General features: G+C 68.9%; 14 protein-coding genes. 3 read left to right on the plus strand and 11 right to left on the minus strand.

Going from position 1 to position 13529, the window contains the following annotated elements; all coding sequences use genetic code 11:
* Window positions 1-112: 112 nt before the first annotated feature.
* Entirely contained in the window at window positions 113-505 is a 393-nt protein-coding gene (locus C3942_RS17400) for an EF-hand domain-containing protein (protein ID WP_104231642.1), read from the plus strand.
* A gap of 5 nt (window positions 506-510) precedes the next feature.
* Here the strand turns inward: C3942_RS17400 and C3942_RS17405 are convergent, their stop codons facing one another.
* Window positions 511-2301 carry an acyclic terpene utilization AtuA family protein gene (locus C3942_RS17405; protein WP_104231643.1) on the minus strand — a complete coding sequence of 597 codons (1791 nt, stop codon included), beginning with the start codon at window positions 2299-2301 and terminating at the stop codon, window positions 511-513.
* A gap of 107 nt (window positions 2302-2408) precedes the next feature.
* Entirely contained in the window at window positions 2409-2951 is a 543-nt protein-coding gene (locus C3942_RS17410) for a phosphatidylglycerophosphatase A family protein (protein WP_104231732.1), read from the minus strand.
* Between the two features lie 119 nt (window positions 2952-3070).
* Between C3942_RS17410 and C3942_RS17415 the strand changes: the two genes are divergently transcribed.
* Window positions 3071-3385, plus strand: coding sequence for a hypothetical protein (locus tag C3942_RS17415; protein WP_133164343.1), 315 nt, complete (start codon window positions 3071-3073; stop codon window positions 3383-3385).
* A 125-nt stretch (window positions 3386-3510) separates the two neighbouring features.
* Window positions 3511-3885, plus strand: a complete 375-nt coding sequence (locus C3942_RS17420) for a hypothetical protein (protein ID WP_133164344.1) — start codon at window positions 3511-3513, stop codon at window positions 3883-3885.
* Here the strand turns inward: C3942_RS17420 and htpG are convergent.
* The 9 genes from htpG to rplS form a co-directional block, all read right to left on the minus strand.
* Window positions 3863-5728 (minus strand): molecular chaperone HtpG, encoded by a 1866-nt coding sequence (gene htpG / locus C3942_RS17425; protein WP_104231646.1) that lies wholly within the window; start codon window positions 5726-5728, stop codon window positions 3863-3865. The two genes, C3942_RS17420 and htpG, sit on opposite strands and share 23 nt — an antisense overlap.
* Before the next feature lie 128 nt (window positions 5729-5856).
* Window positions 5857-6726, minus strand: coding sequence for an alpha/beta hydrolase (locus tag C3942_RS17430; protein WP_165797508.1), 870 nt, complete (start codon window positions 6724-6726; stop codon window positions 5857-5859).
* Between the two features lie 25 nt (window positions 6727-6751).
* A complete protein-coding gene (locus C3942_RS17435; protein WP_104231648.1) occupies window positions 6752-8623 on the minus strand; it encodes an Lnb N-terminal periplasmic domain-containing protein in 1872 nt (623 codons plus the stop codon).
* 94 nt (window positions 8624-8717) lie between these two features.
* Window positions 8718-9194: a DUF3015 domain-containing protein gene (locus C3942_RS17440; RefSeq protein ID WP_104231649.1), complete on the minus strand. Its 477-nt coding sequence runs from the start codon at window positions 9192-9194 to the stop codon at window positions 8718-8720.
* A 168-nt stretch (window positions 9195-9362) separates the two neighbouring features.
* Window positions 9363-10496: an ABC transporter permease gene (locus C3942_RS17445; protein WP_104231650.1), complete on the minus strand. Its 1134-nt coding sequence runs from the start codon at window positions 10494-10496 to the stop codon at window positions 9363-9365.
* Entirely contained in the window at window positions 10493-11416 is a 924-nt protein-coding gene (locus C3942_RS17450) for an ABC transporter ATP-binding protein (RefSeq protein ID WP_104231651.1), read from the minus strand. The genes C3942_RS17445 and C3942_RS17450 overlap by 4 nt, the downstream gene beginning before the upstream one ends.
* A complete protein-coding gene (locus tag C3942_RS17455) occupies window positions 11413-12315 on the minus strand; it encodes an HlyD family secretion protein (protein ID WP_104231652.1) in 903 nt (300 codons plus the stop codon). Before C3942_RS17455 ends, C3942_RS17450 begins: the two co-directional genes overlap by 4 nt.
* A complete protein-coding gene (locus C3942_RS17460) occupies window positions 12308-12943 on the minus strand; it encodes a CerR family C-terminal domain-containing protein (protein ID WP_165797509.1) in 636 nt (211 codons plus the stop codon). The genes C3942_RS17455 and C3942_RS17460 overlap by 8 nt, the downstream gene beginning before the upstream one ends.
* Before the next feature lie 227 nt (window positions 12944-13170).
* Window positions 13171-13524, minus strand: coding sequence for a 50S ribosomal protein L19 (gene rplS / locus C3942_RS17465; protein ID WP_104231654.1), 354 nt, complete (start codon window positions 13522-13524; stop codon window positions 13171-13173).
* Window positions 13525-13529 lie beyond the last annotated feature (5 nt).

Raw genomic sequence — 13529 nt, forward strand, 5'->3', positions numbered from 1 at the left:
GCCGGCGCGTTCAGCCACAGGAAAGCCGCGACCGGGCAGCCTGGGAGCGGTGGCAGACGCCGCCTGCGGCACCCCGGCCGCCGCCATCCCGGTCTCACGGAGGAGACGAGTCATGAAGACGACCCCTGTCCTGGCGCTGCTGGCCCTTGCGGCCGGCCCCGCGCTCGCCCAGCCCGCCGGCCTGCCGCCGGGCGACTGCTACCCCCCGGCCGCCGTCGCCCCGCCGCCCACGGCTGCATTGCCGGCGCCCGCCATCGCCGAACCGCCCACGCTGCCGCCCGTGGTCGTGGTGAAGCCGGCTCCGTCGCCGGTGCGCCCGATGATGAGCGACGACGCCAAGTTCGCCACCCTGGACACCAGCGGCAACGGCGCCCTGGACCGCGGCGAGGTCAGCGCCAACTCCGAGCTGGTGACCCGCTTCGGCTCCCTGGACAAGAACCACGACGGCAAGCTCTCGCGCATGGAGTACGGGCTGCGCAACGTCGATCCGGCCGGCGGACGCTAAGCCCCTCAGGCGGCCAGCAGGCCCGGCGGCACCGGCACCGGGAAGTCCAGCAGCATCTGCCCGAAGGCCTTGCCCTGCGGGTCGGTACGCAGGCTGCCGGCGCCGCCGCCGCCCAGGGCCTGGTGCAGCAGGAAGTTCAGCGAGTCCGTGCCCGGCAGCTCCCAGCGCTCCACGCGCCCTTGCTCGCCGCCGGCCAGGACATGCGCGAAATGGCGGCGCAGCGCCGCGGTGGACAAGGCGGCGCGGATGTAGGGCAGGTATTCCGGCCGGCGGGCGATCACGCCGATGTTGGCGTGGTCGCCCTTGTCGCCGGATCGCGCCAGCGCCAGACGGATCAGGGGTACGGCGACCGCACCCGCCAGGTCCAGCGCCGGCAGCTGCTCCGCCTCGGCCGGCGGCGGCACGAAGCCGCCCGCCAGCGGCACCGGTACGGACAGGCGATCCTCGCCCACCGCCACTTCGATCGCCACGCGGTCCTTGGGCACCAGCATGGAGAACAGCCGGGGGATCATGTGCGGCTCGGGACGGCCGGCGCCGAAGTAGCCGGTGAAGCCCGGTGCCATGCCGGTGGCGGCCTGGGCGATCTCGCGGGCGAACAGCTTCAACGCCTTGGGATGGGGATGCTGCACGGCGATCTTGACCACGACCTCGCGCGTCGCCGCCGCGGCGGCGCGCGCATGGGGACCGTAGCTCTCCTCCGCGCCGATGCAGTGGATGTCGACACCGCTGAAATCGCCCAGGTTCGCCTCCAGCAACTGGCGGCGCACCTTTTCCACGATGCCCTGCGCCGAGGCGCGCCCCTTCCGGGCCGCGTCGATCCCGCCGATCATGAACAACGCGGCGCAGCGCATGCCGGCCGGATAGGTGGCGCTGACCTTGTAGGAGTCCGTGGGGGCGTAGCCACGGCAGCCAGTCACGCGCACCGCGTCGGGCGCGCACTGCTCGAGCTTCACCCCGGTGAAATCGCAGGTGACGTCCGGCAGCAGGTAGGCGCGCGGATCGCCGATCTCGTACAGCATCTGCTCCAGCACGGTATGCGGCGACACCAGGCCGCCGGTGCCGCCGGGCTTGGTCACGGTGAATTCGCCACTGGCCTGCATTTCCACGATGGGAAAGCCCATGTCGGCGTAGCCGCCCTGCACCAGCTCCCAGTCGGTGAAATTGCCGCCGGTGCACTGCGCGCCGCATTCGATGATGTGGCCGGCGATCGAGCCTGCGGCGAGCCGGTCGTAGTCGTCAGGCTGCCAGCCGAACTCGTGCATCAGCGGCCCCAGCACCACGGCGGAATCGACGCAGCGCCCAGTGATCACGATCTCCGCGCCGGCCTGCAGGGCGCGGGCGATGGGAATGGCGCCGAGGTAGGCATTCATCGAGACGGTGACCGGCGGCATCGGCTTGCCCGTGTCCAGCTCCCTGCAGTCGGCGAAGTCCTTGCGCCGGCCGTTGAGGTCGTCGCCCAGCACCACGCCGACGCGGAAGCTGAGGCCGGCCTTGGCCGCCGCCTCTTCCAGCGCCCTCTTGCAGGCCAAGGGATTCACGCCGCCGGCGTTGGCCACCACGCGGATACCCTTCTCCTTGATGCGAGGCATCAGCGGCCCCATGACGTGCTCGACGAAGTCGGTGGCGTAACCGTCGTTGGGATCCTTCATGCGCTTGGCCGCCAGGATCGACATGGTGATCTCGGCCAGGTAGTCGAACACCAGGTAGTCGATGCCGCCCTTCTCCACCAGCTGGGCGGCGGCGGCATTGGTGTCGCCCCAGAAGGCGGAAGCGCAGCCGATACGCACGGTCTTCATCTGGATTCCTCTTTTTCGGTAATTCACATTGTCATGGCCAACAGCCATGAATCATCAGCGCCGCAGAGGATGTCTGCGGCGCTTTTCCTTTTCAAGGAAAACGTGCCTTACCGCTGCAGGAAGAGAATGCCGCCGTACAGTACCGCGGCGCTGAAGACGCCCGCGAGCACGTCGTCGACCATGATGCCCAGGCCGCCATGGACGCTGCGGTCGAAGGCGCGGATCGGCCAGGGCTTGAGGATGTCGAACAGGCGGAACACCGCGAAGGCCGCCAGCAGGCCCAGCGCCATGGCCTGGGGCCCCTGCACCAGCCCGAGCGCCGGCAGCAGCGGCAGGCAGGCGATCAGGAAGCCGACGATCTCGTCGAACACGATGCCGCCGTAGTCGTGCACGCCGAGCAGGCGGGCGCTCTCGCCGCAGACCCAGCAGCCGAACCCGAACAGGGCCAACAGCGCGACGCCGAACCCCCAGGGCGGCAGCCACATCAGCAGCAGCCAGAACGGCAGGCCCACCAGGGTACCGACGGTACCCGGCCCCTTGGGGGCCAAGCCGGCACCGAAGCCAAAGGCGATGAAGTGCTCCGGCGTGGTCAGCACCAACTCGCGCGGCGGGCGCGGAAAGGCACTGGTCTTGGGCAGGGGTTCGGCCATGAGGGCGTTGATCGGCAATGGATTTTCGCAAAGCTTACGACAACCGGCGGAAGCCGGCCGACCGACTGGCCTCATACGCCATCGCGCGGGCACACAGGGCCTGGGATACTGCCTTGCGCATGAACCCCGCCTCCCGCCTGCCCTGCCTCGTTCTTGGCCTGCTGCTGCCGCTGTCCCTCGCCGCACAGCCGGCGGCGCCGCCCGGTAGCCCGCCGCAGGTGGTGGCCCTGCTCGCACAGTGCCAGACCGTCTTGCCCCAGGCGGACGCCCGGCATCACCGCGCCGTGCGCGAGGCGATGCTCCGGCTGCGGCTCAGCCTGTCCTGGCGGCGCGCTCCGGACCGGCTGTCCGCCGAGGAAAAACAGTCCGCCATCGCCACGGAGCGTGGGGCGTATCGGCAACTGGTCGCCGCCTGCAAGCCCCTGCTGATCTGAAGTCTTACAGATTACTAATTGATTAATAAAGGATTAAATGAATCGATGCGTTTGTCGCCCCGGCCATTGTGCAGTGCAGCATGAATTGTTAACCTGTTCACAGTCCGGGCTTCAGGCCGAGTTTCATGAACCCTTTTTCCAGGCTGTTCCAGAGGTTGTCCTGCCGCACGCCGGCCCTGCTGGCCGGCGTCGTGATGCCGCTGCTGGCGCTCCAGGCGACGGCGGCGCCCCTGCCCCCTCCACCGCCGACGGGCGGAACCCTGGCCCTGATCGAGCAGTGCACCGCGGCCATGTCGCGAGCCCATCCCTGGCGGGCCAGGCAGTTGCGGCAGGCGATGTTCCGCATGCGGGTCAGCATGTCCTACCGCGCCGCGGGAGCCCGCCTGTCCGCCGCGGAGCGGCGCTCGGCGATGGCCGCCGAGCGCGCGTCCTACGACCTGCTGTTCGAAACCTGCCGCCCGCTGCTGGCCCTGAGCCTCAGCCCAGCACGATCCGGCTAGGGGCTGCGCCCTCCAGCAGCAGGCGGTTGAGCCGCTGCACGAACCCGGCGGGGTCCGGAAGCTGCCCGCCTTCTGCCAACACGGCCTGACCCAGCAGCAATTCCGCCAGGTCGGCAAAGGCCGCGTCGTCCGCAGTGTCCCGCAGGCGCTGCACCAGCGCATGCTCCGGGTTCAGTTCCAGTACCGGCAGGCTGCCGGGCACGGCTTCGCCCGCCTTGCGCAGGATCTCTTCCAGCCGGCGCGACAGCGCCTGCTCTCCCGCCACCAGGCAGACCGGCGACTCGGTCAGGCGCACCGACAGGCGCGCCGCCTCGATCCGCCCCTGCAGCGCCTCGCCCAGGCGCTTGAGGGTGCCGGCATATTCGTTTTCGTGGCGCGCCTTGTCGGCGGTCTCGATCTTCGACTCGATGTCCTTGGAGGCCCGCGCCACGGATTCCAGCTTCCGCTCCTGGAACTGCGTCAGGTGCGCCACCACCCACTCGTCGATGCGGTCGCTCAGCAGCAGGACCTCGAAACCGCGCTTGCGGAAGCCTTCCAGGTGCGGACTGCCCCGGGCAGCGGCGAGGCTCTCGGCACTGAGGTAGTAGATCTTGTCCTGGCCTTCCGGCATGCGGGCGACGTAGTCGGCCAGCGAAACCTTCTGCTCGGAAGCCTCCAGCGTGGAGTGGAAGCGGCAGAGCCTGGCGATGCGCTCCTGGTTGGCGTGGTCGTCGACCAGGCCCTCCTTCAGCACCACGCCGAAGGCCTGCCAGAACTTCGCGTAGTCCTCGGGGCGCTTCTCGGCCAGGTCCTCCAGCATGTCGAGTGCGCGCTTGACCAGGGCCGCGCGGATCTTGTCCACGGTGCGGTTGCCCTGCAGCAGTTCGCGGGAGACGTTGAGAGGCAGGTCGGCCGTGTCCACCAGGCCGCGGACGAAGCGCAGCCAGGGTGGCAGCAGTTCCGCCGCCTTGTCCATGATGAATACGCGCTTGACGTAGAGCTGCACGCCGCGGCCCTGCTCGCGATCCCAGAGATCGAAGGGCGCGTGCGAGGGAATGTAGAGCAGCGAGGTGTACTCCAGGCTGCCGCCTTCGACACGGTTGTGGGCCCAGGCCAGCGCCGGCTGGTGGTCGTGCGACAGGTGTTCGTAGAAGTGCTGGTAGTCCTCGTCCTTGAGCTCGGACTTGGGCCGCGTCCAGAACGCGCGGGCCTGGTTCAGGGCCTCGGCCTCGCCCTTCTCGTTCCTCAGGCGGATCGGCAGGCCGATATGGTCGGAGTACTTGCGCACGATCGCCTGCAGGCGCCAGGGCTGCAGGAAATCCCGTTCCTCCTCGCGCAGGTGCAGGATCACCTCGGTGCCGCGGTCCTGCTTGAAGGAAGGCTCGAGGGTGAACTCGCCCTCGCCATTGGATTCCCAGCGCACCGCCTCGCCGGCACCGGCACGCCGGGTGAGGACCGTGACCTTGTCGGCCACGATGAAGGACGAGTAGAAGCCGACGCCGAACTGTCCGATCAGCTGCGAATCCTTCTTCTGGTCGCCGGACAGCGATTCCAGGAACTTCCGGGTCCCGGAGCGGGCGATGGTGCCCAGGTTCTCGATCACTTCCTCGCGCGTCATGCCGATGCCGTTGTCGCGGATCGTCAGCGTGCCGGCGGCCTCGTCCGGCACCAGCTCCACCGCCAGTTCGTCGCCGCCCAGCAGGGCCGGATCGGCAATGGCCAGGAAGCGCAGCTTGTCGCAAGCGTCGGAGGCATTGGAGACCAGCTCGCGAAGGAAGATTTCCTTGTTCGAATACAGCGAGTGGATCATCAACTGCAGCAGCTGTCGGGTTTCGGCCTGGAACTCGCGCGTCTCGGTCGTCATGGCTTGCTTGTCGTGTGGGTTCTGGGGAACGGGCGGGACGATTATGTGGATGCCCGACACACATTCAAGCCCCCGCAGACAGCCATGCGTCCTGCATTCCGCTCTCGCGGAAAGGAAGCCGCGGAGGCTCAGGGTGCCGCTCGCCCCGCAGCGGCTTCGAGATATTCCAGCAGCCGCGCACGCACCGGCTCGCGGCGGACCGCGTCGATATGCCCCCCCTCCGGCAGCAGCCAGAGCGCCTTGGGCTCGCGCGCGGCGGCATACAGCCGCTGCGCGTGGCTGTAGCCGACCACGGCATCGCGCTGGCCATGGATCAGCAGCAAGGGAATCGGACCGATGCGGCCGACCGCCTCCACCGCGGAGTAGCGGTCGGAGAACAGCCACGACAAGGGCCATTGCAGCGGCCAGGTCAGCCAGACCTGCGCCAGCTTCTCCCGTGCGATGCCGCGATAGCTGGAGAACGCGCTGTCGGCGACCACCGCAGCGATGCGCCGGCGCTGCGCGTCATCGGCCTGCGCGACCAGGCGGATCGCCACCGAGCCGCCCAGGCTCTGGCCGTAGACGACCAGCGGACCGGTGTCCGCCGCCGGCCGCGCGGCCAGCCAGGCCAGCGCCGCGGCGGCATCCTCGTGGATGGCATCGACATCGGCGCTGCCCTGGGACTGCCCGAAACCCCGGTAGTCCAGCGCCAGCACGGCGTAGCCCTGCGCCGGCAGCCAGGTCACGGCGTGGACATGCGAGCTGAGGTTCTCGGCATTGCCATGCAGGAACAGCAGCGTCGCCCGCGGGGGCCCCTGCGCCGGCAGGAACAGCGCATGCAGGCGGCTGCCGTCCGGCGCGGATATCCACATATCCTCCGCAGGGGTGCCCAACGCGCGATCCGGCAGGTGGCGGACGCGGTCCGGATACAGGAACAGGCCGGTGCAGCCGCCCAGCAGCAGGCACAAGCACAGTACCAGCAAGGGCCTGACAGGACGCGGGAGGATGCGGATCGGCATGTTCACCTGCGACGATGCTTCCGGTTCAGTAGTAATACTGGTAGCGCAGGCCGACGGCCAGCGTGTCGTCCGGCGACTGGTCGCGCCACAGCAGTTCCAGGTGCAGGGCCTGGTTGCGCGACAGCTGCAGGTTGTTCTGCAGGTCCACGCGTGTGCGGAGCTGGCCATTGGCGAACTGCTCGACGCCCGCTTCCCATGCGGCGGTCAGCGTACCACCGCCCAGCAGCAGGCCGCCGCGCGCGCCGACCGCGGGCTGCAGCGGATCGGCGAAGCCGTGGTTGTGCTCCAGCCGGCCGGTGAACAGCCCGTAGACGCGATGGTCCGCCCATAGCGCCCGCGTGGCGCCGACGCCGCCGTTGACCTGCGCCACGCGATGCTCGCGGCCACCCGCCCACTGGCGCTCGACGCCGGTCGTCACGGCCCAGGACAAGGGCTTGAAGAAGCGATCGCGCGGGCTCAGCGACAGGATATCCACCAGGTCCAGGCGCTGGATGTCCAGTTCGCCATCGTCCTCGATGCGCAGGTCGAGGTTGCCGATGTTGATCTGCGCCCCGGCCGGGAAGCCGGCGCGGTTCTCCTGCAGGCTGTGCAGCGACATCCGCAAGCCCAGGGTCAGGTAATCCTGCCGCTCCTCGCGCCAGGCGCCCAGCGACAGGCGGCGGCTGCCGTGGCTCCTGTCCGGCGAGTCAGCAGGATCGGCCGGTGCCGGCACCAGATCCGCCGCGTGCTCCTGCAGGGATTGCAGCAGCTGGAAGCTGCGCTGCGCGATCTCCGGGTCACGCTCGGCGCTGGTCTGGGTGTAGCGCAGGTACTTGTAGGCCGCATCGATCAGGCTGGCCCGGAGTCCGGGGCTCAGGGCCCGCAGTTCGGGTTCATCCAGCAAACCCGGCTCGGCGCCCAGGCGGGTAACGAGCGGATGCAGTTCCGGCGGCAGCCGGTCGAGCCGCTGCCTCAGTACGGTGCCCTGCGAGGGCCGGAAATGCTTGCCGTCGATCAGGCCCGCCTGCTGCACCGCACGGACGGTGTCGATCGGGATCGCCGTCACGGGGAAATCGCCGGTCAGGTCCAGCCCGGGGCGGGCGACTTCGAGCAGTTCCAGGATGCGGTAGGAACAGTTCTCGTCGAAGAAGTAGTAGGCGAAATTGATGTGGCGCAGTTCCCACAGGTGTTCGATCAGGCGCCCGGTTTCCTCCTCGCTCAGGTTGAGCGGGTACTCCCAGATGTCGCGATTCTCGTCGTGGTTGTACTCGCGGATCTTCTTGTAGTACTGGTCCACCGAGAACTGCCCGCGGTAGCCGCCGGTGAGGCCGCGGAAGGCGTAGAAGAGGCCGTTGTCGTCCGGATTCACCAGCGCGCCGAAGTTCGCCGCGAACGACAGGTACTCCGCGCCGCCGTCGGCCACGCCCGAATCCAGGCGCAGCAGGGTATGGCCGAACATCGACGAGGGGCTGTTGAGGTAATAGGAGGGAAACACCAGCACGGCGCGCGTGGCCTGCACCAGCGCGCGGAACTCGCGGTACTCGGCGCAGTCGGGCTGCGGCAACTCGCCCAGGGCCAGTTCCCGACGCAGCCAGGCCAGCCGGGCAACGAAGCGGCACTGCGCGTGCTGGTCGCCCGCTGCGCCCGGCGCGGCAAAGGCTTCCAGCGTCGCCCGCAATTCCGCCCGCGGATCGGACGCGCCGTCCGCCGCCAGGAAGAAGCGCGGGTCGTCGGACTGGCTCTTCCAGCGGCCCGGCCAGCTCCCCGGCTTGTAGTGGACCAGCTTGCGCCATTCGTCGCGCTGCCACAGTTCAAGGGCCTGGGCCTGCGACCAGGCGTCGTCCGCCGCATGTACAGGAGACATCGGCAGCAGCAGCGCCAGGACGACCAGCAATGAGGCAAGGTTCAGGAATCGCATCGGGTGAGCAGCGTTCAAAGAAAAGGCCCGGCATCCTGCGATACCGGGCCCGACTGGACCATGGAACGGTCGCCTCCGGCGACCGTCGCGCAGGTCAGATCACGTACTTCGACAGGGTGGCGTCCGTCTTCATCAGCGACTCGAGGCTGGCGGTGACTTCCTCAGCCGTGACGTTCTCGCTGGGGAACAGGACGGAGAAGTTGTTGTGCGCCAGGGCCGCGAAGGCCGCGCGATCTTCCTTGGCGACGCCGTAGGCGACGGCGACGGCGTTCAGCGCCTCGCCCTGGCCCACCGCGACGTCAGCGGAGAACTCGTCGAACATCGCGCCGATCATCTGCTTGCCGCCGTAGGTCAGCTTGCCGTCGACCGAGCAGCCGTTGGTGCCGGTGGTCATGCCGAAGGTGGCATTGCCCGAGGTACCGTTGGTGGTGGAAGCCAGGAAGTGGGGAGCGATGCCCGACTGGCCGTTGAACAGCATGTTGCCCCAGCCGCAGTTGGGACCGCCGGGGGCTTCCGCGAAAGCGGAGGACGACGCGATGAGGAGCACAGCACCCGTTACCAGCTTTTTCATGATTTGTATCTCCCGATAGGTTTGCTTGCTGATCGGACCTGAAGATAGGGCCGCATTGGATATTAGGACTGTGGCAAACATAACCGCAAGGGAACTACGTCACGCATCGCAGCGTCGGCGGGGCGGGCCCGGGAAATGTGCGGATGCACAAAGCCGCGGACGGGCTCCCTAGTCGAGCGTGCGCCGGAAGCGCTTGAGGCCCACCGCCAGGACCACCGCGATGAACAGGAGCAGCGGCCACAGTTGCGGCCAGATGTCCGTCACGCCGTAGCCCTTGAGCATGATGCCGCGCACCAGGCGCAGGAAGTGCGTCAGCGGCAGCGCCTCGCCGATCCACTGCGCCCAGGCCGGCATGCCGCGGAACGGGAACATGAAGCCCGACAGCAGGATGCTGGGCAGCAGGAAGAAGAAGCTCATCTGCATGGCCTGTGTCTGGTTGCGCGCCACGCTGGAGAAAGTGATCCCCAGCGTCAGGTTGGCGACGATGAAGACCAGCACGCAGGCCAGCAGCAGCCAGGCGCTGCCCACCATCGGCACGCCGAACACCCAGAAGGATGCAGCGAGGATCACCAGCACCTGCACATAGCCGATCAGCACATAAGGCAGGATCTTGCCGATCATGATCTCCAGCGCGGAGAGCGGCATGGACAGCAGGTTCTCCATGGTGCCGCGCTCCAGCTCGCGGGTCACGCCCAGCGCCGTCATCATGATCATGGTCATGGTCAGGATCACCCCCATCAGGCCGGGCACGATGTTGTACTGGGTGATGCCCTCGGGGTTGTAGCGGCGGTGCACGCGCCATTCGAAAGGCGGCGGCGCCGCGCCGCGCCCGGCCAGGGGCCCGGCCAGGTCGTGCCGCAGCGCGCCGCGAGCCAGCGGCTCCAGCACCGCCAGGGCGTTGCTGGTCGCGGCAGGGTCCGAGGCGTCGGCTTCCAGCAGCACCGGCGGATGCTCGCCGCGCAGCAGGCGCCGCGTGAAGTCCGGCGGGATCGCGAGCACGAACTGCACCTTGCCCCGCTCCAGCAGCTGCCAGGCGTCTTCCTCGCGCGCAGGCGTGGCACGGACGTCGAAGTAGTCGGTGGCGCGCAGCGCCGCCACCAGGCTGCGCGTGTACGCGGTGTTCTCCGCGCTCACCACGGCCGTCGGCAAGTGCTTGGGATCGGCGTTGATGGCAAAGCCGAACAGGGCCAGCTGGATGATCGGGATGCCGACCATCATGGCGAAGGTCATGCGGTCGCGCTTCATCTGGATGAATTCCTTGCGCACCATCGCCAGCAGCCGCGACCAGGACCAGAATCTCATGGCGCATTGTCCCCGGCATGCTTCATCAGGTGGATGAAGACATCCTCCAGGCGCGGCTCGTCGCGTCGCCATTGCCGGCGCGGATCGTTCATCCAGGGCTGCAATGCCTGCTCCAGCGCCGCGGCGTCGGAGCCGCTGACGTGCAGCTGGTTGCCGAAGGGCACCACCTGCTCCGCCTGCGGCAGCGCCAGCAGTTCGCGCTGCAGTACCTGCAGATCGCCGCCGCCCACGGTCCAGGTGGCCAGCCTGGAGTTCGCTACCAGTTCCAGCGGCGTGCCCTGCGCCAGCAGTTGCCCGGCAGCGATATAGGCCAGCCGGTGGCAGCGCTCGGCCTCGTCCATGTAGTGCGTGGACACCAGCACGGTGATGCCGCGCGCAGCCAGCGCGTGTATCTCGGCCCAGAAGTCGCGGCGCGCGCCTGGATCGACGCCCGCCGTGGGCTCGTCCAGCAGCAGCAGTTGCGGGTTGTGCAGCAGGCAGGCGGCCAGCGCCATGCGCTGCTTCCAGCCGCCGGAAAGCGCGCCGGCGAGCTGCTTCTGCCGGCGCTCCAGGCCCAGGTTGCGCAGGGCCTCGTCGACCACCGCGCGCGCTTCCTTCACGCCATAGACCGAGGCGACGAATTCCAGGTTCTCGCGGATCGACAGGTCCTCGTAGAAGCTGAAGCGCTGCGTCATGTAGCCGACCTCGCGCTTGATCTGCGCGCTCTGGCTGCGAAGATCGTAGCCCAGGCACTGGCCGCTGCCGGCATCCGGCGTCAGCAGCCCGCAGATCATGCGGATCGAGGTGGTCTTGCCGCTGCCGTTGGGCCCGAGGAAGCCGAATATCTCGCCGCGCCGGACACTCAGGTCCAGCCCCTTGACCACCTGCTTGGGCCCGAAGGACTTGGCCAGGCCTCGGACTTCGATGGCCAGCCCGGTCACGGCAGCAGCTCGATATCCACCGGCTGGCCCGGATGCAGGCCCGCCGCATCGTCGGGCGCCGGCCGTGCCTCGACCAGGAACACCATGCGGCTGCGCTGCTCGCGGCTGTAGATCACCGGCGGCGTGAATTCCGCGCTGGCGGCGACATGGCTGACGGTGGCTTCCAGCGGCCTGGAGCAGCCATCGCAGCTCACCCGCAGCCGGCGGCCGGGCCGCAGCCCGTCCAGGGCCTCCTGCGGCACGAAGAAGCGCAGCTTGCGGTTCTGCGGCGGCAGCAGCGCCAGCACCGGCGTGCCGGCCGGCACCCACTCGCCGGCGCGGAAGTACACGTCCTCCACCCGCCCCGCCGCCGGGGCTGCCTGGGACTTCTGGTCGAGCTGCCATTGCGCCTGGGCCACGGCCGCCTCGGCGGCGCGGCGCGCATCGTCGCGCCCCGCCAGCGCGCCGGCCCGCAGGCGCGCCTGCAGCTCGCGCACGCTGGCGGCATCGCGGTCGCGCCGGGTGGCGGCCTGGTCGAGCCGCTCACGGCTGACCACGCGGTCCTCGAACAGCGCCTGCTGGCGCTGCCATTCCTTCTGCGACAATGCCGCCTGGGCCTGCGCCGCGGCGAGCTGTGCGCGGCGGATCGCCTCCTCCTCGGGACGCTCGCCCTTGCCGAGGTCCGACAGCCGCGCCTGCGCCTCGTCCAGCGCGGCTTTCTCGGCGCCGGCTTCCAGCGCGAACAGGCGCGCGCCGGCATTCACCGCATCACCCGACTGCACGGCCAGCAGGTCGAGCCTGCCGGCGCGCGGCGCCGACACGCGGATGGCCTCGCCTTCGACGTAGCCCTGATACCTGCCGGCCGTCTCTTCGTGGCAGCCGGCGAGCAGCACCAGCAGCGCCAGGATGGTCTTACGCATGGCCCCTTCCCCCTTCGATCTGCGCGCGCTGCGCCTGCAGGCCCGCCAGCGAGAACGCGGCGATATGCGCCGCCAGCCGCTCGAATTCCTCCGGCTCGTAGCTTTGGGGCGCGATGCGCCGCACCAACGGCTGCGCCACCAGGTAGAACAAGCATTGCGCCAGCAGGCTGAAGACCGCGCGGCGCAGTTGTTCCGGGCCCGCCTTCGGCCCGAGGAAGCCGCTCACCACGGCAGAAAGCTGCATGAACTGGGGCCGGCTGACCTCGTCGATCATCAGGTCCAGCGCCGGCGTGGGGTTGAGCATCTCGCGCACCAGCAGGCGCGGCAGCAGCGCATGCTCGTCGGCCGCCAGGAAGCGCCCCAGCAGGCTGCGCACCACTTCGCGCAGCAGCGCGGCCGGGTCCGGCGGCGCGGCGGCGGGCAAGGGATGGCGGCCGATCAGCCGCCGTGCCTGGTCGCGCAGCACCTCGACGTAGAGCTGTTCCTTGCCGCCGAAGTGATAGTTGATCGCCGCGAGATTGACCCCGGCGCGGGCCGCGATGTCCCGCACCCGGGCGAGCTGCAGGCCCTGCTCGGCGAAGACCGGCGCGGCGGCATCCAGCAGGGCCTGGCGGGTGGTATCAGGCAACGCAGCGGTCCCGGGCATAAAACACCTGTTTCAAACAGTTGTTTTAAACTAGCCCGAACATGCTCCCGCGTCAAGCCGCGGACGCAAAAAGCCCGTGGCCTGAGAAGGCCACGGGCTTTGATACCGCCATGAGCTTGCGCTTGCCGCAGGGTCCAGTGACCTGAACCCGACCACTCGCGACGCCAGGATCCCAACTCTATCGGGACCCCGCCACGCTGCCCGGGTCTTTAGTCGAGCTTCTCGGCGATGCGAGCCGCGCGACCGGACAGGTTGCGCAGATAGTAGAGCTTGGCGCGACGCACGTCGCCGCGGCGCTTCACCGCGATCTCGGCAACCTGCGGGCTGTAGGTCTGGAACACGCGCTCCACACCTTCGCCGTGGCTGGTCTTGCGCACGGTGAACGCGGAGTGCAGGCCGCGGCTCTTGATGGCGATGACCACGCCCTCGAAAGCCTGCAGACGCTCGCGGTCGCCTTCCTTCACCTTCACCTTGACCTCGACCGTGTCGCCGGGACGGAAGTCCGGGACCTTCTTGGTCATCTGATCCGCTTCGACCGCGGCAATGATCTTGTTCGCATTCATCGTCG

This window comes from Solimonas fluminis (assembly GCF_002930645.1).
GTDB lineage: Bacteria > Pseudomonadota > Gammaproteobacteria > Nevskiales > Nevskiaceae > Solimonas_A > Solimonas_A fluminis.

Bases quoted from the DNA above. Each gene is read 5' to 3' on its own strand.
- C3942_RS17400 (WP_104231642.1), top strand. From the start codon at position 113: ATGAAGACGACCCCTGTCCTGGCGCTGCTGGCCCTTGCGGCCGGCCCC.
- C3942_RS17405 (WP_104231643.1), bottom strand. From the start codon at position 2,301: ATGAAGACCGTGCGTATCGGCTGCGCTTCCGCCTTCTGGGGCGACACC.
- C3942_RS17410 (WP_104231732.1), bottom strand. From the start codon at position 2,951: ATGGCCGAACCCCTGCCCAAGACCAGTGCCTTTCCGCGCCCGCCGCGC.
- C3942_RS17415 (WP_133164343.1), top strand. From the start codon at position 3,071: ATGAACCCCGCCTCCCGCCTGCCCTGCCTCGTTCTTGGCCTGCTGCTG.
- C3942_RS17420 (WP_133164344.1), top strand. From the start codon at position 3,511: ATGAACCCTTTTTCCAGGCTGTTCCAGAGGTTGTCCTGCCGCACGCCG.
- htpG (WP_104231646.1), bottom strand. From the start codon at position 5,728: ATGACGACCGAGACGCGCGAGTTCCAGGCCGAAACCCGACAGCTGCTG.
- C3942_RS17430 (WP_165797508.1), bottom strand. From the start codon at position 6,726: ATGCCGATCCGCATCCTCCCGCGTCCTGTCAGGCCCTTGCTGGTACTG.
- C3942_RS17435 (WP_104231648.1), bottom strand. From the start codon at position 8,623: ATGCGATTCCTGAACCTTGCCTCATTGCTGGTCGTCCTGGCGCTGCTG.
- C3942_RS17440 (WP_104231649.1), bottom strand. From the start codon at position 9,194: ATGAAAAAGCTGGTAACGGGTGCTGTGCTCCTCATCGCGTCGTCCTCC.
- C3942_RS17445 (WP_104231650.1), bottom strand. From the start codon at position 10,496: ATGAGATTCTGGTCCTGGTCGCGGCTGCTGGCGATGGTGCGCAAGGAA.
- C3942_RS17455 (WP_104231652.1), bottom strand. From the start codon at position 12,315: ATGCGTAAGACCATCCTGGCGCTGCTGGTGCTGCTCGCCGGCTGCCAC.
- rplS (WP_104231654.1), bottom strand. From the start codon at position 13,524: ATGAATGCGAACAAGATCATTGCCGCGGTCGAAGCGGATCAGATGACC.